Raw genomic sequence first — 25,900 nt, forward strand, 5'->3', positions numbered from 1 at the left:
CAATCGAACAACTACGCAAACGCGGCGCTGAACAAGCAGCCGCCGCCCGCGCAGCAGACGACCCCACCACAGCACGCATGATCGAAACTGAAACAGAACAACACGCACAGCGCATGGAGGAAAACTATCTCGACCAGTTCCAACAACGCCTGCAATCAGAGATCGCTGCAGCTAACCCACCCATACGCAACCTCGTCTACCCCACACCTAGCACCGAAACAGCAGGAAACCCCACAACCGACACCACCAGCACACCCACATCAGCAACCGCTGGTGGCGATAACCCGAATACCACCGATCACCACACACTCGGGGTAAGTAACCCACATAACCCCACCACCATTAACACCCACCAAGCAAGTACCACCCTCACTTCCCCTCACGGGGCAGGCCTTGCTGGGGCAGGGGCCTCGCCAATGACCACCACCGCAGCAACAACCACCACACACACTAGTTTTGCCACCGGTGGTGGTCTCCCACCACATGCGTATGCAACACTAACAGGTAAAAATCCCACCACTACCAGTACTCCTTATAGTGGTCTTGGAACCGGAGGGAGCATCGGTGACCGTGGAGCTTTAGGTGCAAACGCCCAAGATCATTCCTCCCTCAACTCCCGCTCGCGTTTATTAGGTTCCAAAAATGGGACTGGTTATATCGGTCACCGCACAACTGGTAGCCGCAACAGCACTACCTCAGGTGACGTGGCTCGTCGCGGTGGTGCGTTTGCCGACAATGGTCTCAACCAGCGGGGCACTCCTCGGGGTTCTTCTCCTGGTGTGCACGGGCCAGGGGGTACTGGTGGTGTGGGGTCGAACGGTCCGGATGGGTCGTCGGGGACTTCCCGCGGATTGAATTCCTCCGGTGGGGCGGGTTCGAGTGGGGCGGGTTCGTCTCAGTCGGGTTCTCAAGGGCGTGGGTTTGTTCCGATGATGAATCAGGCCCAGCCTGGTGAGGATCAAGGGCGGAAGCAAAAGCGTCGGATTAGTAATCCGGTTGAGCGTGAGGGGAACCTTCGGGATCTTCTTGGTGATCCCCCGGTTGTGATCCCTAAGGTAATCGGTGGGTGGATCAGAGACGAAGACACCAACTAACACCATCCGGACAGTGTTTTCCGATCCCTAAGTATCACCCAAATTCGCGCACCCAATTGGTATCAGCAACATACACACGGACTCAATCGGCTAGCGCCGACGAGTTGTGAAACCGCGTAATTTACACCTCCATGAGGCCAGGCGTTCTAGTACCAACAAAACTCTTCGTCACCGACGATTCTCGCTCGGCTACGAGGTTTCGGCATAACCGGCTCTCTAGCGAGTTTTTCAAAAACTCATATGACTGGATGGAACCTGTCCATCCCTTGGCTGTTATCAAATGGATCAGAAGAATCCCTTTTTACGAATGGTAGATACTGCCGATTATGCTGGTGCCTACAGGTGTGCACCTACAGCCAGCCTTCACAGTCCCATCTGAGAGAACTCATTAGTTTGATCAGCACCGAACGAGTAATGGGAACCTTACCCACGTTCATTTACTATATGAGAATGTATTTCTTCATCAGCCTCACCGCAAATCTTGTAGGGGCAATTTTTGCGGGAGTGCAATTTGCCCGAATCTGCACCAGTCTCACCGATGGAGGAGATAAAGATAGTGATCTCCCCCTCCTCCTGGCTTACGCACTCCTAGCCTTTAATATTCCATTTTTGAGCCCAGTGTCACAGAACTCAGAGGCCACAGTTTCGTTATTTATCACCCTCACTGCTATTTCTACGCTTGTGGTGAGTCGCTCAACAAAATAGACGTCACTGGGCATGGCGTTTACCCAATATTCGCAGAGTCATTTTTCAGCGAATCTAATAATAGTTGCAGGCCAAGACGCCTGATTCAAAGACTCTTCAGAAGAACACATACCCAAATGCAAGAAAGTTTTTCGGCTACCGACTCCAAAGGAAGACCCTTCACTAGCCCCAGTGATATTACGTAATAGAATCCGAAAGCTTAACTTGGGCGCACTCTGGTGTTTTACAGTCGCTCCCTGAATAAGTCTTCTTTTGAAGGGACCTTCCTACTCCTGTCAATACAGCTATACTCCGCCATCGTGGCTACATTAACTGGCCCACAGTAAGCGAAAGCACCCATCCAAATAGCCGCTTATCTACATGTGGCAATATCTGAATGCGTGTCCTAGTAATTGTTTAGTGACTCATCTGGATACACGACTCGAGGTTGGTGCAAATCTGGCAAGGATGGGCGCAAGGCTACACGGTTAGCTTTTATTAGACTATGTGGCAGTTTTGAGATATCTTATAAAAAAGACAACTCTTATGGAAAGTGTGCTTTTGGCATCAAATAGAATGATTGTTGCTATATAAACCCCAAAATTATCTCTCATCATATTCTACATTGGAGTATTTCTCATGTGCTGAGCGGCAGGCACCTTTCCAAGAGGATTTCCATTTCTTTTTTGGGGTTATGACTTTAGCCCGATCCTTAGCAGCATTCCAAACTTTCCTAAGTTTGTTTTCTACATTTGTTGGATGCGTTAAATTACCAACAGCTTGGGCTCCAATAAGGAAAGATGATAAATCAGCCAGGAAAGCTGGCCAGAACTGTTTTAGCATGTCAGATAGATAATTTTCGAAGTTCAGTAAGCTAAAGTTAGGCATTCTGTTCAACCATAGATAAACGCTTATCCCAACAACAAACAATAAACAGATAAGAAGTAGAACTCCATTCTTAAAGAGTCGATCTCGCCGTTCTTCTTTTAAGCGCGTATTAGCAAATACATATTATTCAGCTAAGTCATTAATATTAGTCAATTCCTGAACTTTCGTTATATTTCGCCCCATAGATATATGATTGCCATTACCAATATTTCCTATGTAGTTTCCATAATTGTCCCTCATCATTGCTCCTAATAACTGGATATACACTCTTTATAACTTATGCTATCGCTCTCGGTAAGTATTGATTATTATTTCCCCCTTATCTACCTCAATAGTTTTATATGCCTAATATGTTTACTATACGAAGTGAACACTTGAAAGGCAACTACTATCGTCTTACAATTTCAAAGTGCGGCTGTCTTTGAGCGTGAAGGCGATATTCCCGGTTTCGCGGGCGGTGGCGAGATCTATGAGTGTGTTCTTGGCTTCCTCACTGCAGTCCACGACCGGGTACTTGGTGCGGTAGACGTGAACTTGTTTTGTGCAGTGTTGGCGTTGGTAGATGTGGTGGATGTCTACTAAATCTGTTTATTTCATTCACTGTGGTGTTCATAGTCGGCTTAAAACTTCTCAATATCTTGTTTGGTAGGTGTCTTGGTCTAGAAGTTGGGAGGCATTAATAGTTATGAGTTGGTTTAGGTGCGTAAGGATCGCGTCACGGACGAAGGCTTCCGAAGCTAGTTATTCCTCTAGCTTCGCGGAGTGACAAGCTTGCGCAATGATCAGGTTCGGGGATTCTTGGCTTCGTGGTGGCGCGAGCCTGGTTATGACACCAGTGAATGTGTCTTGAATTTTTTTACCGCTTCGATGAGGTGTGGCACAGCCTGTGGAGTGTTCCTATTTATTGTTATATCGCCAAATATATCGGCGGTGTCTGCTGGTGGAGTGCCAGATCTTTGCGTCCACACCAACTCCCGCGCGGCCCGACTTGCGGTCTCGTGCCGGCCCAGTTCCCACGTGGCAGGGTCGATGATAGGTTCGTGGTTACTTGAGACGTAGTACTGGGGTATTTAACCTTAGTTAGTCTTGATGGTTTTGGGCAGGAGGTCCGTGGTGAAGATTTTCTGCAGTAGCGCGTAGCTTTGGTATTTCTCGTTAGTATCGAACGTGATGCAAAACTGTGTCACGTTCCTAAATTTCTACTGCTATATGAACTTCACCATAGAAAATAGCATCAGTGTATGGGGCTAAATCCACTTAACGAGTAACTCTGAAATAAGCCTAGACATTTTGACCCACTACTCCATTTCAGTTCCTGCATCACTCGACCCAGTCACTACGAATCTCGACCCCCTCACCGATATCTTCCATGGCGTAGGCGCTACTCTGATCGAGTTGAATACGACGTAACTGAGGTCGTGTATAAAGGCACTTAGTGCCTCATGGAACTATTCACCAGGCTGAAAACGCGATAGCTTCCTCTACATACTCCACGACAACACGCTGAGCATACAAGATGAGTGCGAACTACTGCCTTCCCCAGGAATAGATACAAACGTCAAATCGAACTCAAAGGTCTAATATTTCGTCCGAATATCTATACCTAAACATTTTCAACAAATCTCGCGAGTTCGGATCAAGAACTCCCCTGATTTCAGTATTCACAGCTTCTCATCCATTAGCTACAACTACCAATGCCACGTCTATATCACAAGAAAACCTTTGAGCGCCGCGTATTTCCAATGAAAATACGACCCTCAAGGGGGCTATCTCCCGCCCGAATTTTGTATCTGGATGCGTATTTAGTGGAGCCGCCTGTGGGAATCGAACCCACGACCTTTTCATTACGAGTGAAACGCTCTACCGACTGAGCTAAGGCGGCGCAAACGAGCTCTCTTCCACAACGGGAAGTAGCTCTTAGTCCACGCGGTGATTCTACATGATAACTGTGCAGATTTTCCAAATCGCTTATTAGCTCACCTTGGCAGCGATCCTCAGTCGCCCCACCATCGCATCCAGCGCAGCCTCGGGGCGCACATTGAAGCTAAAAGCCTCACGGCATTTCTGGATTCCATCGAGCGAAGCGATCAGCCCTTCAACTCCAATGGCGGAAAGCTCTCTAGCAAGCCCTTCCATATCGGGGTGGATGGGATCGATGGGGGAATGAGAGGCGATCATTAAAGCGTCGCGGTAGAGACCCATGAGATCTACTAGTTGCATATCCAGCACATCGCGAATGGCGCGCGTTTCACGCTTCTTTTGTTTTGCTTCAAGTTCCTTGATGTGGGAGGCTGCGCCCCCGAGTGCTTTGTGCGCCCCTTTTCCTTTGGCTCCCATACCAAGGGCGAGCCGCAGTTTATCAATCTCGCGCTCGTTTTCGGGCGCGAGGTTATCTATGGCAAATTTTTTCGCGCTTTTTACGATATCAGTCACTGCTTGGAAAGCTTGATCCCCGTGGCCTATGAGTTCGGCGAGGTTGAGGATCGCGTATCTGCGTTCTCTGGTTTTTTCGTCCCGGGCTAAGTGTCTGGCGCGACCAATATGGTGGCCACTGGCTGCCGCGGCGAGGTGCGCGACCTCGGTAGGGATGCCGTCTCGTATGAGAATCGCAGCCACTTCATCGCGGGTGGGCTGGGGGACGTAGATATGCCGCGAGCGGGAGAAGAGGGTGGGAATAATATCGTCAGGCGACGGTGCGCATAAAATGATGACGGTACGAGCGGGTGGTTCTTCGACAGTTTTGAGCAGCGCGTTGGCGGATTGTTCGGTCAGCCGGTCGGCGTCGTCAAGAATCACAATACGCCACCGCCCCACGGTGGGAAGCCCTGCTGCTGGTTCGATGACCTCGCGGCGCATCATCTCCACACCAATGGAGAGTTCGCGCGGGATAATATGGACAACATCGGTGTGGGCGTCGCGCCCCACTTTTGTACACGCTTCGCAGCGGCCACAACCTGGTACGGGACCGGTGCATTCGAGAGCGGCGGCAAAAGCGAGGGCTGCAACCGAACGCCCCGAGCCCGGTGGGCCGGTAAATAGCCACGCATGGGTCATGGCACTAGAGGCGGAACCTGCACGTGCGGCTGCTGCAGCACGGCGTAGTTCCTCAGCAACGCGTGCTTTAATGCCGAGTTGATTAAAGATATCGGGTACTGAAGAGTCGGTCACGCTTCCCAGCGTATTAGCATTATCAACTTTTCGTTGGGTGCCACGGGTTCAAGGCGGTTAAAGTTAGGGCCATGGAAAAAATGTGGGGATTCGTGTCCTGGCTGGCCAAGACTTCGTGGCCCCTATATACGGCCACGATCATTAGTTCGAACCTGTTAGCCGCTATAGGCATTATGGCTTTTGTTAATGTGCTGCTGCCGGTGGATAGTTTCGATATTTTAGCCCAGGCTCCACACATGGAACCCATTGGGTCTTTGCTGCTAATCACGGCGGTCACCACAGGAACGATCGCGACCTTTATCCTCTTCCGCCCCATCTTTGACTGGCAGCGTGACCCGGATCGCCACGATCCAAATATGGTACGCAATCTAGTCATGCGCATACCCTTTTATCAAACTGCTATTTGTGTGCTTTTTTGGGCGCTAGGAACGGCGATCATGGGCTTTTTCTCCGCCCGCACCTCCCCCAAATTAGCTGTCGTCTTAGTAGTTTCCATGCTGTTTACCACGCTCATGGCGGCGATGTTTACCTACCTGGAATCGGAACGGATCGTGCGCCCGATTGCGGCAGCAGCCATGGCACGTCGTTTTGAAGATTCCACACTGGAACCGCCGATTAAATTCCGTTTACGATTGACGTGGGCACTTACTTCTGCGATCCCTATATTGGGAATTCTATTGCTTTTAGTAGGCCACCGTTATGGGTATTTCCTGGGGCGCTTGGATGCTCTTATTCCAGCGATTGCAGCTTTGGCTATTGCGGCGTTAACAGCCGGATTTTTGGGAACCACGTTGGTTATCATGAGCGTGGTGGATCCAATTGTGGAACTCAAAGCCGCTATTAATAAGGTGCGCCACGGAGATACGGATGTTCAAGTAGATATTTATGATGGCTCCGAAATCGGTTCCTTACAGGCGGGCTTTAACGAAATGATGCGGGGGCTCAAAGAACGTCAACGAGTCCGCGATATTTTTGGCCGCTATGTTGGAATTGAGGTAGCCAGACGCGCTTTGGAGGAGCGGCCGGAATTAGGTGGAGAGAATCGCGAAGTGGCGGTGCTTTTTGTCGACGTTATCGGTTCGACAACCTTTGCGGTAGATAATGATCCCCAGGAGGTCGTTGAGGAATTAAATCGATTCTTCGAACATGTGGTGGAGGTGGTGCACCGCAATAAGGGGTTTATCAATAAATTTCAGGGCGACGCTGCACTCGCGGTCTTTGGAGCGCCCTTGGCCTTATCGGATTATGCTGGTCACGCTTTGCAAGCGGCTCGAGAGCTGCGTCAAGGTTTAAAAGGGATGCGGCTCGAGGCTGGTATTGGGGTGACGGCTGGAACCGTAGTGGCCGGCCATATTGGAGGTCAGAACCGTTTTGAATACACCGTTATCGGCGATGCTGTTAACGCGGCGGCACGCCTAACGGAGATTGCCAAGGATACCCCTGGAGCGGTTATTACCAACGCGGCAACTTTAAGATTAGCCAATGAAGCTGAGCAGGCGCGGTGGACCTTAATGAAATCGGTGGAGTTGCGCGGGCGCAATGCCATGACGCAATTAGCGCGCCCAATTAGGCCGACATTGGCTGACCGATCCTAGTTGCGGGTGACCTCGTTATACCGACTCGCAATACCTACTTCTTACAATCATGAGATAGTAGGGTTTGTCACATTTTTCAGCAAAGAGTTTACAGTGTTCTCGCCGCGGATATATTTCTAAACACCCTCCAAGCACTGCCAAAGGCTCAATCTCGTCGCTGCCGATTAACCCGTTGTCCTTATATCTGTGAATGTATACACAAATAGACAATCTGATAGGTATAGCTTAGGATTTTCGATATCAATCGCCGATTTTGGGGCTTATTTTCGCAAGAAGATGGAGGTCGCTCCGAGATTTACTAGCACCGTTTTTGCTCGCGTCTTGGTGTCAGCACTTTCCTTTGCAGCTACGAAATTGGAGATTGTTTTCTCAACAGTTTCCACACCCTCACTTCAGGTAGCAGAAAGGCGGACGCGTGTCTCTTACTCATACACAGACCTCTCGTGATGTCCGCGAATTAACAATTCGCTCCATCATTCTCGGTGGTCTTATAACTCTCATTTTTACTGCGGCCAATGTTTATTTAGGCCTCAAGGTTGGTATTACTTTCGCTACCTCTATCCCAGCTGCCGTCATCTCCATGGCTGTGCTGCGCCGATTCGCCGATCACTCGGTGGTAGAAAATAATATTGTCCAGACTATCGCTTCCGCAGCAGGCACGCTCTCGGCCATTATCTTCGTCCTCCCTGGTTTAGTCATGATCGGTTTCTGGTCTGGATTCCCTTATTTCACCACCGCCGCCGTCTGCGCCCTCGGCGGCACGTTAGGCGTGATGTACTCCATTCCTTTGCGCCGCGCTCTCGTTACCGGCTCAGACCTGCCGTATCCCGAAGGAGTGGCGGCCGCTGAGGTGCTCAAGGTTGGCGATAGCAGCGCCGATGGATCGGCTGCAGCTGAAAACCAGCAGGGATTGAAAGTAATCATCGCCGGCGGTTTGGCCTCGGCAGGATTTGCTCTCTTAGCAGCCATGAAAGCAGTTGTTGGTGGGGTTTCCTATCCTTTTAGGGTTTTTGCTGGCGGCACTATGATCGGCGGTTCCTTTTCGCTAGCCCTTATCGGCGTGGGCCACCTAGTGGGTGTTGGTGTAGGTGTGGCCATGATTGCGGGGCTCCTGATTTCTTATGGCGTCCTTTTGCCATATTTCTCGGCCGCAAGTATAACCTCCGGCACAGAGCTTGCCACCGCTGTGAGCACCACCTTTGGTACCGAAGTGCGCTTTATTGGTGCTGGCACCATGGCAGTAGCCGCGGTGTGGACACTCGCTAAAATCATCGGCCCCATCATTAAAGGCATCAAGGAATCCATCTCCTCCTCTCAGCTGCGGCATAGTGGCCAGGAGGTGCCTATTACTGAGCGCGATATTCCTTTTAAGATCGTTGTTGGCGTTATTTTAGCTTCGATGCTGCCCATCGGTGCTCTTTTATATCTCTTCGTTAATGTCACCGAGATCGCCCATCACACCACCACCCTGGTGCTGCTGAGTATTCTCTTCGTCCTGCTCATCGGATTGCTGGTGGCTTCGGTCTGCGGGTATATGGCGGGTCTGATCGGTGCCTCCAACTCCCCTATCTCGGGCGTCGGTATCATCGTGGTTTTGGCTGCTGCGCTGCTCATTAAGGCCGTAACCGGCGATGAGGCTGATAGTAATGCGCTCGCGCTGGTGGCCTATACGCTCTTTACATCCGCTGTAGTCTTCGGCATGGCTACGATTGCCAACGACAATTTGCAAGACCTCAAGACCGGCCAACTCGTCGGCGCTACTCCCTGGAAGCAGCAGGTAGCCCTAGTAATCGGTGTGCTGTTCGGCTCTTTGGTAATCCCCCTTGTGCTCGAGCTTATGCTCTCTGGCTTCGGCTTTGTGGGTATGGAAGGTGCGGGGGAGAATGCCCTCGCCGCACCCCAGGCTTCCCTCTTATCGTCGGTTGCCAACGGAATCTTAGGTAGCTCCCTTGACTGGTCACGGATCGGTCTGGGTGCCCTAATCGGTGTCGTTGTCATTATTATCGACGAGACTTTGCGGAAAACTACTCAGGCCCGCTATACCCTCCCCCCACTAGCTGTGGGTATGGGCATGTACCTCCCAATCGCCTTGACGCTGATTATTCCAATTGGCGCCTTCTTGGGTCGTGCTTATAACCACTGGGCCGATAAACAAAATAATCCTGAGTTCTCCAAACGCATGGGTACTCTTCTGGCCACGGGACTTATTGTGGGCGAATCCCTCTTTGGTGTCCTTAATGCGGGCATCATTGGCGCCACTGGCTCCGAGGAGCCTCTGGCCCTCTTCGACTTCGGCGAGGCCACCAAGCTCATCGGTATTATCGTCTTCGCTGGCCTTGTAGCGGGCTTGTACCGCCATGTAAAGATGCTCAGTTCGAAAGTTTAAAGCGATAAAAATCCCCCTCAAGAACACTGCGGGTACCTTGAGGGGGATTTTTTATGCCTGCGTCTTCTTGGTCATCCATAGGCTGCCCAGCGCAGCAAGGTTAAACCCGATCAAGACACCAATCGCGAGAATAACAGCAGCCTGCGATCCAGAGTTTCCAAGTGCTACCAGCGCAGCCGTGGGATAGTGTACTGGGAATAGCGCACTCAGTGCCATCCAGGTACTGTGAGTTTCGTTGATAGCGGCGAGATGCCAGGCCCAGCCCACCACAGCGATCTGCCCGACTGCTATAACCAGGCTCAGAATCTGGGCCACAACGTCGCTAAAGTGACGGGATAGCACCATCCCAGCCATCATTGATGCCAGGGAAACGAGGCCGAGGATGAGCGCGACCATCGCACTATCTCCCACGGAGGCTCCGGTCGTGAGAATATGGAACGAAATGGCTCCGACAAGAGAAATCAGAACTGTAGTTAAGGCCATTATCACCCTATGATTGCGGCTAGCAAGCGCGGAGCCGAGCAGGATGAGCGCTGCGATTAGAAAACCATACATGGGGGCTAGGGCTTTGGTAATACCCTGCTCCTCTGCCTGCTCAGTTCCTACTGGGGCAATAGGCATAGCGCGTTGTACGGCTCCTATGCGATCTTTGGTTAGATTGGCCATATCATTAATCCGAGCGGCCCCGCCCTTTAGCTGCTCGACTGCTTGGAGGGCTTCACCTGTCCCATTTTCTAACTGGACGAGCCCATCGGCTAATTCCTTGGAGCCCTTGGTGGCGGTATAGACACCGTCATGATAGGCAAATCCTGGGGCAGCTAGCTGATTAGCTACCTCTCGCGATCCGTCACGCAATTTTTCCAACTGACCTTTGAGAGCTGGGTCAATCTGGAAAGTCATGGCGCGCTCTCGAAGGTCTTTGAGGTTGCCTTTTAAAGCTATTACTTCAGGATCCTTCGAGTCCTCGATTTGGGCTAGATAGTTATCGAGGGCGCTAATGATTTGCCCGCGCACTACTTCAAAGCCGACCACCTGGTTCACGGCCTGTTCCACACCATTAGCAACGTCGGTGGCCCCAGCGCCAAGGCTACCGGTGGCATTTTGCAATTCCACCAAACCTTGGCTCAGCTGTTGGGAGCCTTCCCGTGCTCGGCGAATTGGATCCTCTATATCCGCGGTGGCGCCGTCAATCGCTGCGGTGGCATCGACGAGTTCTTTCGTGCCGCCTATCAGGAAGCCGGCCTGGGAGTTTGCTTCGCCTGCCGCTCGTCGGGCTTGGATAAGAGCCGAATCGTCGACGGCTTGCGGGGCTCCTGATTTTTCCTCACCCCGCGACCACGAATCAGCAGGGTCAATGCCCTGGAGGACGGTAAAGATCGCTCCGACCACGAGGGGGAGGCTTAAGAGGAGGATAGCGATAATACGCTGGAGGGTTTGTGAGATACGACGCTGGCTCATAGTTCTCTACGGTATCGGGGGCAGCGCAGGTGGTGGCTAAGGCACACCGTCCATCCTACTGAAAGATCTACTCAAGAATTATTTACGATCCACTGAGAACCCCCGAGTAACTCCCGCAAGATCCATCTATCAAGCTCTGTTACGTTCATTACACTTTAGAGTATTAAGGCGTGTGGGTCACTAGTAGTTTGATTCACAAAAATAGCGCACTAGCACGACCTTTAGGGCACTCTGGTAAGGTTTACACGGTTGGTAAATAGTCCCTTCAAGTTAATGAAAGCAGGCACCCTGATATAAGAGCACCGCACGGCCGATAGATGATGTGCTGTACCGCAATCGTTTCTCTAGGTGGATGAATAATTGCGGCGACAGTGCGCTTCGGCCGCGAGATCTTAGAAGGGGGTGTCAACTCCTTGGTACCTTGGTGTACCTTGGGGGTGAGATTTAAGCCTCGTGTCTTTAATTGTTATTCCACTACTGTCGGCGTTAGGCGTTGCCGCGGCACCTGTGTTGGTGAGGATACTCGACCGCCGTGCCGGCTGGCCGCTCGCTGCCCTTTTTATTGCGGCAGCAGCGCTTTTGGTACCGCACCTCGATGCCATCTTCTCCGGTAACGCCCTCGAATATAGTTATACTTGGATTCCCAATCTTTTGGGTTCCGGCATTGATATTAACCTAGCGTTGCGAGCTGATTCCCTTAGCGTTTTCTTCGCACTGCTTGCGCTGTGCATCGGTGCAGTCGTCTTCATTTATTCATCTGGATACCTTTCTAATGGTGAAGGCAACACCAGCTTCTACACCATCATGACAGCGTTTATGACCTCGATCTTGCTGCTGGTATTCGCCAATGATGCGTTTGTGTTATTTATCGCTTGGGAATTAGTGTCCCTAGCCTCCTTCATGCTGATCGCCCGCTCCGGCGGCGCCGGTGGCGAGAAGGGCTCCCAGCGCACCCTGATTCTTACCTTTATCGGTGGGCTCACCCTGCTAGTAGCCATGGCCATCGCCGCAACTCAAGCCGGAACCACATCGATCTCAGGTATTTTGGCTTCTCCCTTCTGGGCGGAAAAGCCGACGATGACCATGGTATTGGCGGTGCTTATTGCGATTTCTGCTTTTACAAAATCCGCTCAGCTCCCCTTCCACTTCTGGCTTCCGGAAGCTATGGCCGCAGCTACTCCTGTTTCGGCATTTCTTCACGCGGCAGCTGTGGTTAAGGCCGGCATTTACGTTCTGATGCGTTTTTCTGCGGTATTCCATGAGGTTCTTATTTGGAATTATCTGCTCATTATCGTCGGTATGACCACGGCCGTTGTGTCCTCGTTCTTTGCTATTCAAAAGACGGACCTGAAGAAGCTTACGGCCTATTCCACGGTCTCCCACCTCGGCTGGATTGTAGCCACAATCGGTGTAGGTACATCCTTTGCTTTGGCTGCGGCTTTGGTGCACACCTTGGCGCACGCGCTGTTCAAGTCTTCCCTCTTTATGCTCATTGGCGTGGTAGACCACCAGACGGGAACCCGCGATTCCCAGCGTCTCGGCTCCTGTTGGCGCAATCTGCCCTTTACATTCACCTCAGTGGTGATTGCTGCGAGCTCCATGGCTGCTCTTCCTCCGACCTTCGGCTTTATCTCAAAAGAAGGCATGTTGGCAGCCTTTGAAGAAGCACCCTTTGCAAACTGGGGAGTCGTACTGCTTCTCATCGCTGCCGCCATCGGCGCATTCTTCACCTTTACTTATTCCGCACGCATTGTCTTCGATGGCTTCATCGATGGCGAGCGAGATATGAGCGCGGTCAAAGAAGCAAAGCTTTCCCTATGGCTACCAGCGGCTCTCCCCGGCCTGCTCTCTCTACCTCTCGTAGTAGTCGTAGCAGCTCTCGATCGTCCGATCGCCGCCGCGGTAGGTACTATTAGCACCGCCCCTGACCTGCATTTAAGCCTGTGGCACGGGATTAATATCCCGCTGATCATCTCCATCGTGGTTCTAGTGGCGAGCTTCATCGGCGTGTACTACCGTCACGCAATCTGGGCGCTTATGACGCACCGCGAAAGCCTGCCATTTAGCGGCAATGATCTGCTGCAGCGATTTAATCAAGGGGCCAGCACCGTGGGCAAAATCTTTGGCACCATGGCTGATCGTCTCTCCCCGGCGCGGCATTTGGCCTATGTCTTTGGCCTCATCATTCTCTTGGGCTCGGCAGTAACGATTCAGGGACTCATCAATGGCGGTATCGATTCGGTGGCTCTTCGTCCTCGTATCGAGGGCACCGATTCGCTGATTGATCTCATACCTTTGTTCATTATTGCCCTCAGCTTACTGGGATTGGTGCGGACCCGCCTGCGTCTTACTGCGGTCCTCCTCGTGGGTACCGCCGGTATTGGTGTGACCTTCCAGATGCTCATGCTTGGTGCCCCAGATGTGGCTCTTACCCAGTTCCTAGTTGAGGCACTGACCATTGTGATCATGATGTTGGTTATCCGGCAGCAGCCGGATAAATTCCATCCAACGAAGAAGCGTCGGCAAGTATTCGGAGCCCCCATTGCTATCGCCATGGGCATCATGACCTTCTTGGGTTCCTATATGCTTTTGGGCCGGCACGAGCGTAGCGAAATCGGCCTCTGGTATCTCAACGAAGCTCCCGGGATCACCGGCGGCGATAATGTTGTCAATACCATCTTGGTGGAGTTCCGTGCTCTCGATACCTTAGGAGAACTATCGGTATTAGGCATGGCTGCGGTTGTAATCGCCGCAGTTGTGACGTCGATGCCGCGCTACCCCTTCTACCCCGGTACCCACCCTGCGCCTTTCCGCCAGGCCACCGTGAACTCCATTCCACTGCGCACCCTGCTGAAGGTTTTGGTTCCGGTGCTCTTGATCGTGAGTGTGCTCATTTTCTGGCGCGGACACAACCAACCTGGTGGTGGCTTTATTGCTGCCTTAGTGGCTGGCTGTGCCATGATGCTCATCTATATCAGCTATGCCCACGATCACCGTATTTTCCCTGTAGCTATGCCTGTGTATCTCACCGCATCGGGTGTGATTACCGCGGTTGTGGCAGGCTTTATTGGCCTTAGCCATGGTTCTTTCCTCTACGCCATTCACGGCCATATCGGCGATCAGCACCTCACCACGGCGCTCATTTTCGACGTCGGAGTGTACCTTGCGGTGATCGGCATGCTGTCTATGGCTATTAATGCCCTGGGAGGCTATTTGCGCCCGGGCATGGAATACCAAGAATTGAATTTCACGCGTGAGAAATCCCCTCTCTGGCAGCCCATGAAGGTTCCAGATTCCTTCCGTGATTTCGATCCTGAAGATCGCCACGCTGAAGAGGCTCCGGAACAGCACCGTATCGAAGAAGCAGCGCGCCGGGAGGCGGCTGCCTTGCAAGCTGATACGGATATGCACCAGGATGCCATTAACCAAGACGCCATCAACTCGGAAGAAGGGAAGCAGTAGTGATTCTCTCAGCTACCATCGCCATCCTTGCCGCAGGTGGTGTCTACCTGGTCCTGCAGCGCGGCATGTTGCGCATCATCTTGGGCATGACGCTTTTTAGCCATGCCACTAACCTGCTCATCGTCTCGGCTGGCGTGACTGCGTGGCGCGGGGAACCATTCCCGTCGATCACCGATCTCAGCGCCGCCGCTGACCCTCTCCCCCAGGCTTTTGTGCTCACGGCTATCGTGATCGCCATGGCCACCACCACCTTCATGCTCACTCTTGCTGGCGTGGGCCGCACGGATGATACCGAGGCCGAGATGATTAGCGACGAGGATTCGCCGCTGCAAACTCTCGGTCGTTCCACGACCACCGCTGAGGTGGCCGCCCACGAGGCGCATCAGGCAACTCGCCGCCGCGCCCCTTATCGCAGCCCCAAGAGCGCGAAGGGAGAAGATTTTTAATGGAATACGCGTATACTCTCCCACTCTTTGTGGGTATCCCCCTATTATTCGTCGGTCTGGCCGCGGTTATCCCGTGGCGCTTAGTCCGCGATGCTCTTATGCTCATCGTGCCTGTGGGCACCGGCCTAGCCGGATTGTGGCTTTATGCGCTGACCGCTAGCCACGGCGTGATCGCGCATTCTGTGGGCCTTTATATTGGCGGCGTAGCCATCCCATTTGTGGGTGATCAATTCTCTGCCCTGATGATTGTCACCACCTCCATTGTGGCGTTTGTAGCCAACTGGTTCTCGATTGTGGTTGGTGAAACTCGGGCTCGATTCTTTAATGCACTTTCTCTCATGCTGCTCACAGGAGTGATGGGTGCCCTTTTGACCGCAGATCTCTTCAACTTCTTCGTGTTCATCGAAGTCATGCTGCTGCCCTCCTATGGTCTGCTCGCCATGACTGGCACCTGGGCGCGCCTGTCAGCGGGGCGCACATTCGTCCTAGTGAACTTAGCAACCTCTACCATCCTGCTCGCCGGCGTGGCAGTGGTTTATGGCGTTGTGGGCACAGTCAATCTAGCCGCCCTCCGTGGTGTGGCAGCCGGTCATGGTCCTGCCACCGTAGCCATGGGTATCGTTGTCATCGCTTTGGTGGTCAAGGCTGGTATCTTCCCTGTTCACACATGGTTGCCGCGTACCTATCCCGCTACCTCTGCGGGTGTGATGGCGCTCTTCTCCGGTCTGCATACCAAGGTGGCTGTCTATGCCCTCTTCCGGATATATACCGTGATCTTCGATCTCGATCAGCGTTGGGCCACTCTCATCATTGTGGTCGCTGTTGCCAGCATGGTGGTGGGTTCCTTCTCTGGTTTGGCGGAGAATACCATGCGCCGAGTGCTGTCCTATCAGATGGTTAATGGAATGCCTTTTATCTTGGTCACTCTCGCCTTTAGCGCTGGCCAAGCACGCATAGCCCTTGCTGCGGGCATTCTGTATATGGTGCACCATATGATCACTTTGGGCTCGCTGATTTTGACTGCAGGAGCTATTGAGGAAACGTATGGCAATAACTCCTTGCGCAAGCTCTCTGGCATTATGCACCGCGATCCACTGGTGGCCGCGGTCTTCGCAGCAGGCGCGTTTTCGGTTGTTGGCTTCCCTCCTTTCTCCGGTTTGTGGGGCAAACTCTATATCATGATCGCTGTGGCTCAAGCTGGTTCGGTTGCCGCATGGATCGTTCTCGCGGTGATGGTGATCGCCTCCTTCGCTGCTTTCCTGGCCATGCTGCGCGTGTGGCGCAAGGTCTTTTGGGGTGGGGTTATGAATAAATCCCGTATTCCTTCAACGTTGCGCGTACCTTTTAGGCGTATTGCTCCTGCGATGTCGATGATGGTGATCTCCTTGGCCATGTTCATTTTCGCCGGCCCTCTCGTGGGCGCGATCCACGATGCGGCCGCGCAACTTCTCGATACTGAGGCTTATGCCCAGGCGGTACTGATCAGCGATAAGGGTGCCCCGGTTGCGGTCGCCTCCGATTCCTTTATGCAGGCAGGACGGTAAAGATATGAATGCTTTTATTTATATTCCGTGGCTATTATGGCAGCTGGTGCTGGCCACTTCGGTGGTGATTTGGGATACCCTGACTGGAAGTAAAAAGGTAGATCCCTGCGTGGTCTATTATCCGTTGCGGGTCACGAAGGACTGGGAAATTACGGCCTTTGCCTGCTCCATCACGATCACTCCCGCAACGATGAGTATCACGCTAATCGACGAAGATCCCGACCAAGTAACCGGCCCCCGTCACCTCATGGTGCACGCCGTTTATGGCTCGGATCCTCGCGCCGTTTTGCGCGATCTCGCTCATATGGAGGAGAAGCTGTCACCGAAGGTGAAGAATCTTCCCCTCGATCTTGAATCCGCCGAGGTGGAATATCCCGCCCCCGTCCCCGTAAAGCAGGTGTAACTCACCGATGTTTTTCTATCTCGCTGTTGCTTCCTCCGTCCTTATGATTCTTTCCATCATGGTTGCGCTGGTGGCTATGTTGAGCACCGCCAACGAGTTCTCTCGCGCGGTGATCTCCGATGTGGTCTTCTATGGAATGATCGGGCTTTACTTGGTGTGGACGATGTTCCATGACACCCAGATCGCCTATGAAGTAGTAATGCTGGCCGCCCTTGCTGGCGGTGTTCTCCCCACGATGTCTGTGGCTCGTATTATCGCAAAGGGGCGTCGTTAAACCATGATTATTGAAACTATTGCCGGCATCTTGGTGCTCATCTCAGGGCTCTTAATGTTTATCACTGCCGTTGCTCTCTGGCGCAAGCGCTACGACCCCATGACTGCTGCCAACCTATTTTCCACTGGAATTAATATTGGTCTCCCGCTCTTGATCATTGCGAAACTGTTGGTGAATTTCTACCGTGAAGGTTTTGTTTTCGGCGATCTTGTCCGTGGGATCCTAGCTATTATTGCCATCCTAGTTGTGGTGGCGGTGGGCTCCTTCATTATGGGCCGTAGCTTATATCAAACTGCCACCGAAGATTCATAGTAATCGTCCACCATGACCCGCCTCAGCTATATGGGGCGGGTTTTTCTTGTCATCCCTTAATCATACGGGAGCTGACAATCCGCCACACAGGATCGCAAGGGGAAGCAACTATGGAGAGACTCTCATCCAGGCGACTACCTTCTGATTATGCGGGCATTTTTCTGTTATTACCACTAGGTTTATACGCAGCTTGCGTAGCAATTTGGCCTACCGATCTCCGCATGAGGCCCTGATCCTCCCCCCCCCCGTTACCTTAGGGAGTCGCTGCCGTTCCTATCCGCTTAAGCGACGGAAGAAAACCTCTCGAGGCTTTTGACACCCTCTCCCTTATGGTGGAGCTTAGGGCCGACGATCCAGCGCGTCTGATATACCGGCTCCTTTTATCTCCAGCATCACGGTGCCCTCACGGCCTAGCGCGTCTACACCCTCAACGTCTGGGACTATCCAAGAATACTCACGAATCTGAAAGCAGGGTTCTTTTATGGCTGCGGCGCTTATCCTTTATTTGTATTGCATACAACCTTCTTTTCAGTGATGCTCACCAAATACGTCCACTACGGGTCCGCCCTCTTTCGGCCTTTCACTTCTGCTTGTTTCATGTAAAAGTGAAGGGCACTAATTCTCTCTATGGAACAGGCTGAAATCCTCAAATATTCTTCGCCTACCAGAATTAAATAATAGGTCTACCCTCCTCCTGTATAGCACGACGCAGACTCATTCTTTACGTATCCTCATCAGACTTGTGGAATACCAGGGGTGCAGAGCTTTTCGTGCCAAGCTGCGTTCTACGACTCCTCTACTTTTCTACGATCTCGTGAGAATAGCAGCTTCTACTGTTATTAAGTGTCCTCTCTCTCGGCATCTAATAGCCCACCTGCCACAGTGTTAGAATTAATATTATGACCACCCCAGCTCCCACCGATGAGGAGATTACCGATCTCGCTCTGCAAGCTGGCCGGGGAGATCGGGAAGCGCTAAATTCCTTTATCAAAGCCACCCAAGGCGATATTTGGGAACTCCTCGCGCATCTGGGAGGCCGAGAAAACGCCGATGATCTCACCCAAGAGACCTATCTTCGAGTAATGGGGGCGCTACCCCGCTTTGCAGCTAGGTCCTCAGCTCGGACGTGGTTACTTTCCCTGGCTAGGCGGGTGTGGATCGATAGTATTCGGCATGAGACTTCACGGCCCATATCTGCAGATACCAGCCCTGAGCATGTCCACCCTAGACCTCCTAGTGATTGGTCAGAGTGGGTTGATACCCGTCTTCTTATAGAACAACTGCCAGCTGAGCGCAGGGAGGCGCTCATACTTACCCAAGTCTTGGGCTATTCCTATGAAGAGGCAGCTCATATTACCGGCGTACGCATTGGCACCATCCGTTCTCGGGTGGCTCGAGCACGCGCGGATATGATTCAAGCAGCTGGTCGGGGGTGCGTAAAGGAGTGGGGAACATAGACGAAAACCGGTGCGCACCACAAGCTACGCACCGGTTGTGATCTTGAGCGATTATTTCACTGGTTACTTCAGCGATTATTTCTTGGTAGCGAAGAGCTCGCGTACTCGCTTACCTAATTGCGGATCTACTTGCTCCCAGTACCAGTAGCAGCGCTTTTCAGTCTCAGCAGAGACTCCCACCATGGCATTGGTGATATTATCTGCTAACCGCTCCTTAGCGTTATCGTCCATGACATCGCGGTATAACGTGCGCGCCTGGATAAAATCATCGTCGTCTTTATGGGCCACGTAGGCGGCACGAACCAGATCTGTGCCATGAGGATCAGGGTTGATAAAGAGATCCTCTGCCTGGCCTAAGCTCTCACCACTTGCCGAGGTTTTTCCATCATCGAGATAGCCTGCGCCCTTATCAAAACGGTTGGGACTATACACTGGGGCTCCAGCAGGGTTGAACTGATATTCCATCTGACCCTGGTGGGTGTAGGTATTAACAGGCTTAAGGGGCTGGTTCACCGGAAGTTGACGGTAATTTGGTCCAATGCGGTAGCGCTGGGCATCAGCATAGGCAAAAGCACGGGCCATCAGCATCCGATCAGGGCTTAAGCCAATACCTGGAACGAGGTTGCCTGGATCGAGAGCAAGTTGCTCAATCTGGGCAAAGTAGTTCTGGGGATTCTTATTCAGCACGAAATAGCCGACATCGATCAGCGGATAATCCTTATGCGACCACACCTTAGTGAGATCGAAGGGGTTGAAACGGTAGGTCTCCGCATCTTCGAAGGGCATAATCTGCACCTTGACATCCCAGATTGGGTAGTCGCCGCGATCGATCGCTTGGAAGAGATCCTCGCGGTGGAGATCGGGATCGGTTCCCGCCTTCTCGGTGGCCTCAGCATCGGTGAAGGTCTGCCAGCCTTGACGAGTTTTGAAGTGGTATTTCACCCACACTGGGGCGCCCTCATCGTTGATCCACTGGAAGGTATGAGAACCAAAACCGTCCTGGTGGCGGGTGGAGGTTGGAGTACCGCGATCACCCATAAGATAGGTGACTTGGTGAGCCGATTCTGGGGTGCGAGTCCAGAAATCCCACTGTGCATCTGGGGAACGCAGACCATCTGCGGTCATGCGCTTCTGGGAGTGAATAAAATCAGGGAATTTAATGCCGTCACGGATAAAGAAAACGGGGGTGTTATTGCCTACGATATCGTAGTTGCCGTCTTCGGTATAGAAGCGCAAGGCGAAGCCGTGGACATCACGCCAGGTATCGGGAGAACCTTGTTCACCGGCGACGGTGGAGAAACGACCCACCATGGGAGTGACGGTTCCAGGCTGGAAGAGCTTGGCTTTCGTGTACTGAGACACGTCGTGGGTGATATGGAGTTCACCGAAAGCTCCGTGACCTTTGGCGTGGGGGTTGCGCTCTGGAACGCGCTCACGGTTGAAGTGGGCGAGCTTTTCAATAAGGTGATAGTCATTGAGCACGCTAGCCCCTTGTGGGCCTTGGGTAATGGAAGCGTTTTCGGAAGCAACGGGGCGTCCACCCAGTTGGGTAGTAGGTCCGGTTGGTTCTGGGCGCTTGCCCTTGCCGAGGATATCGTCGGTAGTCACATGAACTCCTTTATAAGAAACTGTGAGCCTTTTCTAAGTGTAATCTTCAGCCCCAAGATACATTAAAAAGAAAATCCTTGCAAGGAAATCTCTTTTAATAGAGAATCGCTATTTTCGCAGTTAGCTTAGGCTTTCTTCACGCCCAGAATAGCGAAAACCCCACTCCCTCCCTCGAGGAAATGGGGCTAATTCGACTACTTCTAGCGGATATTAACCAACAAGTAGCTCTGCAATTTGGACGGTGTTCAGAGCCGCACCCTTACGCAGATTATCACCAGAGACCACAAAGATCAGACCCCTATTATCCGCTACCGTCTGATCTTGGCGGATGCGGCCTACTAAGGAATCATCCTTTCCAGCAGCCGCCAGAGGAGTCGGCACATCCACCACAGCCACGCCAGGGGCGTCCTCCAGGAGAGCCTTGGCCTCGCCCGGGGTGATGGGCTTTTCAAATTCCGCATGAACGGTCATGGTGTGACCGGTGAATACCGGAACCCGCACGCAGGTACCAGACACCAAGAGATCGGGTAGTCCTAAGATCTTGCGCGACTCATTGCGTAATTTCTGTTCCTCATCAGTTTCGAAAGAGCCATCGTCGACAAGATTGCCAGCAAGGGGAACCACATTATAAGCAATCGGGGCCATATAAGGGCCCAGTTCCTCGAGATCGGTGGCGGATCCATCATGAACCAAATCGCGGGCCTTTTCCCCCACTTTTTCCACCTGCTGTACTAGAGTTTCCACCCCGGCCAGACCAGAGCCAGAAACCGCTTGATAGGAAGAAACGTGCATTTTCTGCAACTGAGCAGCATCGCTGAGTGCCTTGAGCACGGGAATGATCGCCATAGTGGTGCAATTGGGATTGGCGATAATCCCCTTGGGCAGATTCTGCGTTTCCTGCGGGTTGGCCTCGCTCACAATAAGGGGAACCTCAGGATCTTTGCGCCATGCTGAGGAGTTATCTACTACCTTGACGCCTGCAGAGGCGAACATAGGGGCAAATTTCAGCGACGTCGATCCACCAGCCGAGAAGAGGGCGATATCGATATCGCTCAATTTCTCGGGAGTGACCTCAGCGAGGTTCTCCACCACGATATCCTCTCCGCGAAATTTTAAGGTCGTTCCCGCGGATCGCTCTGAAGCGAAGAACCGCACCTTCTCGGCGGGGAAATTCCGCTCTTCTAAGAGAGCGCGCATAACGCGCCCAACTTGGCCGGTCGCTCCAACTACTGCAATGGTGGTCATCATTATCTTTCTCCTCCCTCGATCTACCTGAGCGTTGCAGCTTGTGGTCTATTCACGAGGATTATCGTATTCGACATGGTCGGTTTGGTCGTGGGGGTTAACGGCCGGTACCAGCATAAACGGTGGCAACTTCTCCACCGCCCAATTCGAAGGCTGCGTGCAGTGCCTTTACTGCAGCAGGCACATCCTGCTCACGCAACAATACCGAAATACGAATTTCGGAGGTAGAGATCAGCTCGATATTAATGCCCGCATCGCGCAGCGCCTCGCAATATGTGGCCGTAACCCCAGGGTGGGACTTCATTCCCGCACCCACCAGGGATACTTTGCCAATTTGGTCATCGTAGAGCACATTTTGGCAGGTTCCACTGCCTTGGAGTTTAAAGAGTAATTCCATGGCTCGAGGCCCATCGGCACGCGGGCAGGTGAAGGTGATATCGGTGCGATTATCCTCGAGGGAGGAGATATTCTGAATCACCATATCGATATTAATTTCAGCGTCGGCAAGCACGCGGAAGATCTTGGCAGCCTCACCAGGGTTATCGGGGATGCCGAGAACTGAGATCTTGGCTTCGGAACTATCGGTGGCAACGCCCACCAGCACTGCTTCTTCCACAGGAATATCCTCCATAGAGCCCGTCACTAAAGTGCCAGGATCATTGCTATACGACGAACGAACACGAATCGGAACATTAAAAGCGCGCGCATACTCCACGCTACGCAAGACCAAGATCTTCGAACCAGAGGCGGCCAGCTCCAGCATTTCTTCGAAACTTAAAGTTTCCAACTTCTGCGCATCGGGAACAATACGGGGGTCTGCGGTATATACCCCATCAACATCGGAGTAAATTTCGCAGACATCAGCATTGAGCGCCGCCGCGAGCGCAACCGCAGTGGTATCCGAACCGCCGCGACCAAGCGTGGTCACATCGCGCGTCTCGCGGTTAACCCCCTGGAAGCCCGCCACGAGGCAGATCTGTCCCGCATCCAAAGCATCGCGCACTCGGCCTGGAGTGACGTCAACAATGCGGGCATTGCCGTGGCGTTCGGTGGTTAATACTCCCGCTTGAGAGCCAGTAAAAGATTGTGCCTGGGCCCCAAAGGAAGCGATAGCCATAGCCACAAGGGAATTGGAAATACGTTCCCCGGCCGTGAGTAACATATCCATTTCGCGAGCCGGCGGGACAGGGTTAATTTGAGCGGCTAGATCGAGTAATTCATCGGTGGTATCGCCCATCGCTGAGCAAACGACAACCACATCGTGACCCTGTTTCTTCGTGGCCACGATCCTTTCGGCCACTCGCCGGATCCGCTCCGCCGTTTCCAGCGACGATCCCCCATATTTTTGTACGATTAACGCCACGGGCTGAAGCCCTTCCTGAAGCCCGTGGAAGAGATACTCTCCTCTTGTAGATATCTCCTTTGTCAGCTGCGCCGTGAGGGTCTCCCACTGCCACAACCTCTCAAGAGAGATGGTGTCATCATATCCAAGAAGAGAAAATTCGCGGGCTTCCTCGACTCATTTCTTTCGGATTATCGGTTTCTAAGCATACTAGCGTGTCCGCCGTTGCGATAGCTATTTTCTTTTAACGCAGCGCTAATCTAAATGGTGATGAATAATAATATCCTCGCGGTCTTCTTCGCGGCACTCGCAGCCCTCATCATTGCGTGGGGCACCGTGGTTCGGCACAATATCGCCGAGCGCGCCCCGGCCGACGGTACCCTGCAAGGCTCGCCGGTGATAACTGCTATTAAACGCCCCCTCTGGTGGTTCGCCTGTGGCACCGCTTTCGCAGGATATTCCTTCCAAGTTGTCGCACTCAGTTACGGCTCCTTGCTCATCGTCCAACCCATCCTGGCACTCTCACTCATGTTCACCATGCCCATGACTGCCTACTATCACAAACGCCCCTTATACGCCGACGAAATTGGATGGGCAGCTGTCCTTACTATTGCGGTAGCTGTACTCGTCATTTTGGGCAACCCCGAACCAGGTGATCCCAGACCCGTAGCGTGGGTGTGGGCACTAGCGCTCAGCCTCGGCATCATTGTTTCCCTCACCATTGACCGCGCCACGCGGCACGCCCCCCGCAATATTCGCGGGCTCTTTCTGGGAGTGATTGTAGGCATTATCTACGGATTTATTGCCGTTCTCTCTAAAGCTACTGTCGATGTCTACCAGCACGAGGGATCGAGCGGACTGCTAACCCACTGGGTTTTCTGGTTCTTAATTCTCGGCAGCATTATTGGCACAATAGTCCAGCAATATGCCTTCAATACCGGTGCTTTGAAACTCTCGCTCCCCGCCATGACCACAGTGGAACCAATCATCGCCTTTATCTTAAGCTATGTCATTCTGGGGGAGCAGTTCCACGTCCACGGATTCAATTGGATTATCATGGCGCTCGCCCTCATCGCGATGGTCACCTCCACCTTCGCACTCTCGGCGCGGGGCAATACCTAAATACCCCTCACACAGCCCAGACCTACACGGCTTAGATACGCATGGCTTGCATGAATTGGCCCACCATTAAATAGCCCAGGGGAAAACCTCCAGCATATAGCTAGAAAAAGCTACACCCGCGAGGACCCATAGGCTCAGTAGACTGAGCGATACCGCTGGTGAAAGCTTCTGCTCTGCACGAATAACTAGCGGAATAAAAAGCAGCAGCGCGGGTAGGAGCAAACGGGGACGAGAATGCATGATGCCATCTGAGAGAACCACATTAAAGACCAACGCAGTGGAGAAAAGCCACACCGGCCACGGGGCTCGTCTGAACCCATAGATCACCGCAATCAGGGCACCGACAATACTGATGACGGACAGAATATAGCCTAAATTATGGTCACTGATGATCACCTTCCCTACCCATGTCAGCGTGGCGTGGCCGAAGTCGAAGGCTGAATTCCACCCCTTCTTCTGCAAGCCGAAATAGCCACCTATATCGTGGGTATACGACGAGGCCCAGCTGATATACCCCACCAATGGCAGCGCCGATATACCTACCGCTATCCAGGCACGCACAGAGCTACGAGCCTGGATAAGCACTACGATGATCAAAGCGGCCACAGCATCAATGCTCGTGAGCCTAAAGCAGCCCGCAACGGCAATAAGAAGCCCACCTGCAAGATAATCTCTGCGGTTGAGAAAAATGAGGGCCCAGATAATCGCCGCGAGAAAAGGAGCTTCGGTATAAACCATATGGAAAGTCACGGACATGGGGGCACCAAGAAAGAAAATGGCCACCCACCTGGCGCTGCGCGATGTTGCTCCCATAGCCGTGGCAAGTGTGATGAGCCCAGCGCTGAGAATCACGGTGGCAATAAATGTAATACTCAACCCAATGGTCACTACGCCTAATCCCGTTATCTCGCTTCCCCAGCGCATCAATAAGGGCAGGCCGGGGAAGAAAGCAAGACGAGTCTCATAGATCTGAGGGTCAGCCTCCCCCATGTGAGTGGCGGCGAAATAGCCATACCGAGCGATATCCATATAGTGCCGAGCATCCCAATCAATGCGATGCATCGCAGTGGAGTCGAAGGCTTTCAGGAATGCGAAAAGTGCCGAGTACCCCTGTTTGAGGCTGTGAGCCCACGAAAAGATCCACATGCTACTGAGATGTATGACAAGTGCCATCGCACTCAGGACAGTGGCGGGAAGCCACAAAGTTTTTATCCGCGGTGGGATGCGCACCATATTCTTTCCTTGGGGTCGGGCTATAAGCAAGAGGCTCGGAAGGCTCATCAGTAAAGAACTGTAGCCTATCCATCTGATATCACCACGCCATCGGTTGCGCCTGACCTCAACCATCTCACTAACCAAGCTGAGAATTACCCTCAGCCCCCTCATGGTTGTCCAATGACTGCCGTCCGATT

General features: G+C 52.7%; 18 protein-coding genes, 1 tRNA gene and 1 pseudogene. 12 read left to right on the top strand and 8 right to left on the bottom strand.

What is annotated here, in order from left to right; translation table 11 throughout:
* Together NXT00_RS06800 and NXT00_RS06805 are read left to right on the top strand one after the other, a co-directional pair.
* A pseudogene (locus NXT00_RS06800) lies at positions 1 to 1,094 on the top strand (hypothetical protein); the annotation flags it as partial.
* A gap of 450 nt (positions 1,095 to 1,544) precedes the next feature.
* Entirely contained in the window at positions 1,545 to 1,799 is a 255-nt protein-coding gene (locus NXT00_RS06805) for a hypothetical protein (RefSeq protein WP_259079006.1), read from the top strand.
* A 582-nt stretch (positions 1,800 to 2,381) separates the two neighbouring features.
* On the opposite strand, the gene NXT00_RS06810 is transcribed toward NXT00_RS06805, so the two are convergent.
* The 3 genes from NXT00_RS06810 to NXT00_RS06820 form a co-directional block, all read right to left on the bottom strand.
* Complete coding sequence (locus tag NXT00_RS06810) at positions 2,382 to 2,666, bottom strand: hypothetical protein (RefSeq protein ID WP_259158518.1); 285 nt, start codon at positions 2,664 to 2,666, stop codon at positions 2,382 to 2,384.
* A 1,806-nt stretch (positions 2,667 to 4,472) separates the two neighbouring features.
* Positions 4,473 to 4,548: transfer RNA gene (locus tag NXT00_RS06815), tRNA-Thr, on the bottom strand.
* Positions 4,549 to 4,637: 89 nt separating this feature from the next.
* A complete protein-coding gene (locus tag NXT00_RS06820; protein WP_259158519.1) occupies positions 4,638 to 5,834 on the bottom strand; it encodes a DNA polymerase III subunit delta' in 1,197 nt (398 codons plus the stop codon).
* 71 nt (positions 5,835 to 5,905) lie between these two features.
* Here NXT00_RS06820 and NXT00_RS06825 point away from each other — a divergent pair, with 71 nt between their 5' ends.
* The gene (locus NXT00_RS06825; protein ID WP_259079038.1) at positions 5,906 to 7,429 is read left to right on the top strand and encodes an adenylate/guanylate cyclase domain-containing protein; all 1,524 of its coding nucleotides are present in this window, start codon (positions 5,906 to 5,908) and stop codon (positions 7,427 to 7,429) included.
* Between the two features lie 415 nt (positions 7,430 to 7,844).
* Positions 7,845 to 9,815: an OPT family oligopeptide transporter gene (locus NXT00_RS06830; protein WP_259079040.1), complete on the top strand. Its 1,971-nt coding sequence runs from the start codon at positions 7,845 to 7,847 to the stop codon at positions 9,813 to 9,815.
* Between the two features lie 51 nt (positions 9,816 to 9,866).
* Here the strand turns inward: NXT00_RS06830 and NXT00_RS06835 are convergent, their stop codons facing one another.
* Positions 9,867 to 11,273, bottom strand: coding sequence for a hypothetical protein (locus NXT00_RS06835; protein WP_259158520.1), 1,407 nt, complete (start codon positions 11,271 to 11,273; stop codon positions 9,867 to 9,869).
* Between the two features lie 453 nt (positions 11,274 to 11,726).
* On the opposite strand from NXT00_RS06835, the gene NXT00_RS06840 reads away from it, so the two are divergent.
* The 7 genes from NXT00_RS06840 (at position 11,727) to NXT00_RS06870 (ending at position 19,171) form a co-directional block, all read left to right on the top strand.
* A complete protein-coding gene (locus tag NXT00_RS06840; RefSeq protein ID WP_259158521.1) occupies positions 11,727 to 14,735 on the top strand; it encodes a DUF4040 family protein in 3,009 nt (1,002 codons plus the stop codon).
* The gene (locus NXT00_RS06845) at positions 14,735 to 15,181 is read left to right on the top strand and encodes a cation:proton antiporter subunit C (RefSeq protein ID WP_259079046.1); all 447 of its coding nucleotides are present in this window, start codon (positions 14,735 to 14,737) and stop codon (positions 15,179 to 15,181) included. The genes NXT00_RS06840 and NXT00_RS06845 overlap by 1 nt, the downstream gene beginning before the upstream one ends.
* On the top strand, positions 15,181 to 16,725 hold the full coding sequence (locus NXT00_RS06850) for a monovalent cation/H+ antiporter subunit D family protein (RefSeq protein WP_259158522.1): 1,545 nt from the start codon (positions 15,181 to 15,183) through the stop codon (positions 16,723 to 16,725). Before NXT00_RS06845 ends, NXT00_RS06850 begins: the two co-directional genes overlap by 1 nt.
* 4 nt (positions 16,726 to 16,729) lie before the next feature.
* Positions 16,730 to 17,128, top strand: a complete 399-nt coding sequence (locus NXT00_RS06855; RefSeq protein ID WP_259079050.1) for a monovalent cation/H+ antiporter subunit E — start codon at positions 16,730 to 16,732, stop codon at positions 17,126 to 17,128.
* A 7-nt stretch (positions 17,129 to 17,135) separates the two neighbouring features.
* On the top strand, positions 17,136 to 17,402 hold the full coding sequence (locus NXT00_RS06860) for a cation:proton antiporter (protein ID WP_259079053.1): 267 nt from the start codon (positions 17,136 to 17,138) through the stop codon (positions 17,400 to 17,402).
* A gap of 3 nt (positions 17,403 to 17,405) precedes the next feature.
* On the top strand, positions 17,406 to 17,714 hold the full coding sequence (locus tag NXT00_RS06865; RefSeq protein WP_259158523.1) for a Na+/H+ antiporter subunit G: 309 nt from the start codon (positions 17,406 to 17,408) through the stop codon (positions 17,712 to 17,714).
* 899 nt (positions 17,715 to 18,613) lie between these two features.
* Positions 18,614 to 19,171 (top strand): RNA polymerase sigma factor, encoded by a 558-nt coding sequence (locus tag NXT00_RS06870; protein ID WP_259079057.1) that lies wholly within the window; start codon positions 18,614 to 18,616, stop codon positions 19,169 to 19,171.
* 75 nt (positions 19,172 to 19,246) lie between these two features.
* On the opposite strand, the gene NXT00_RS06875 is transcribed toward NXT00_RS06870, so the two are convergent.
* The 3 genes from NXT00_RS06875 to NXT00_RS06885 all read right to left on the bottom strand — a co-directional run bounded on the left by NXT00_RS06875 (position 19,247) and on the right by NXT00_RS06885 (position 23,387).
* The gene (locus NXT00_RS06875) at positions 19,247 to 20,779 is read right to left on the bottom strand and encodes a catalase (RefSeq protein WP_259158524.1); all 1,533 of its coding nucleotides are present in this window, start codon (positions 20,777 to 20,779) and stop codon (positions 19,247 to 19,249) included.
* 210 nt (positions 20,780 to 20,989) lie between these two features.
* Positions 20,990 to 22,024: an aspartate-semialdehyde dehydrogenase gene (locus NXT00_RS06880; protein ID WP_259158627.1), complete on the bottom strand. Its 1,035-nt coding sequence runs from the start codon at positions 22,022 to 22,024 to the stop codon at positions 20,990 to 20,992.
* A gap of 97 nt (positions 22,025 to 22,121) precedes the next feature.
* Positions 22,122 to 23,387 carry an aspartate kinase gene (locus tag NXT00_RS06885; RefSeq protein WP_259079072.1) on the bottom strand — a complete coding sequence of 422 codons (1,266 nt, stop codon included), beginning with the start codon at positions 23,385 to 23,387 and terminating at the stop codon, positions 22,122 to 22,124.
* 249 nt (positions 23,388 to 23,636) lie between these two features.
* Here NXT00_RS06885 and NXT00_RS06890 point away from each other — a divergent pair, with 249 nt between their 5' ends.
* On the top strand, positions 23,637 to 24,488 hold the full coding sequence (locus NXT00_RS06890; RefSeq protein WP_259158525.1) for a DMT family transporter: 852 nt from the start codon (positions 23,637 to 23,639) through the stop codon (positions 24,486 to 24,488).
* A gap of 66 nt (positions 24,489 to 24,554) precedes the next feature.
* Here NXT00_RS06890 and NXT00_RS06895 read toward each other — a convergent pair whose 3' ends face one another.
* Complete coding sequence (locus tag NXT00_RS06895; RefSeq protein ID WP_259158526.1) at positions 24,555 to 25,721, bottom strand: hypothetical protein; 1,167 nt, start codon at positions 25,719 to 25,721, stop codon at positions 24,555 to 24,557.
* Between the last annotated feature and the right edge of the window lie 179 nt (positions 25,722 to 25,900).

It is taken from the genome of Corynebacterium sp. ES2715-CONJ3, assembly GCF_024814365.1.
Classification (GTDB): Bacteria; Actinomycetota; Actinomycetes; order Mycobacteriales; family Mycobacteriaceae; genus Corynebacterium.

Excerpts from the sequence above, each read along its gene's own strand:
- NXT00_RS06805 (WP_259079006.1), top strand. The coding sequence starts at position 1,545 with ATGTATTTCTTCATCAGCCTCACCGCAAATCTTGTAGGGGCAATTTTT.
- NXT00_RS06810 (WP_259158518.1), bottom strand. The coding sequence starts at position 2,666 with ATGCCTAACTTTAGCTTACTGAACTTCGAAAATTATCTATCTGACATG.
- NXT00_RS06825 (WP_259079038.1), top strand. The coding sequence starts at position 5,906 with ATGGAAAAAATGTGGGGATTCGTGTCCTGGCTGGCCAAGACTTCGTGG.
- NXT00_RS06835 (WP_259158520.1), bottom strand. The coding sequence starts at position 11,273 with ATGAGCCAGCGTCGTATCTCACAAACCCTCCAGCGTATTATCGCTATC.
- NXT00_RS06850 (WP_259158522.1), top strand. The coding sequence starts at position 15,181 with ATGGAATACGCGTATACTCTCCCACTCTTTGTGGGTATCCCCCTATTA.
- NXT00_RS06855 (WP_259079050.1), top strand. The coding sequence starts at position 16,730 with ATGAATGCTTTTATTTATATTCCGTGGCTATTATGGCAGCTGGTGCTG.
- NXT00_RS06860 (WP_259079053.1), top strand. The coding sequence starts at position 17,136 with ATGTTTTTCTATCTCGCTGTTGCTTCCTCCGTCCTTATGATTCTTTCC.
- NXT00_RS06865 (WP_259158523.1), top strand. The coding sequence starts at position 17,406 with ATGATTATTGAAACTATTGCCGGCATCTTGGTGCTCATCTCAGGGCTC.
- NXT00_RS06870 (WP_259079057.1), top strand. The coding sequence starts at position 18,614 with ATGACCACCCCAGCTCCCACCGATGAGGAGATTACCGATCTCGCTCTG.
- NXT00_RS06880 (WP_259158627.1), bottom strand. The coding sequence starts at position 22,024 with ATGACCACCATTGCAGTAGTTGGAGCGACCGGCCAAGTTGGGCGCGTT.
- NXT00_RS06890 (WP_259158525.1), top strand. The coding sequence starts at position 23,637 with ATGAATAATAATATCCTCGCGGTCTTCTTCGCGGCACTCGCAGCCCTC.
- NXT00_RS06895 (WP_259158526.1), bottom strand. The coding sequence starts at position 25,721 with ATGGTGCGCATCCCACCGCGGATAAAAACTTTGTGGCTTCCCGCCACT.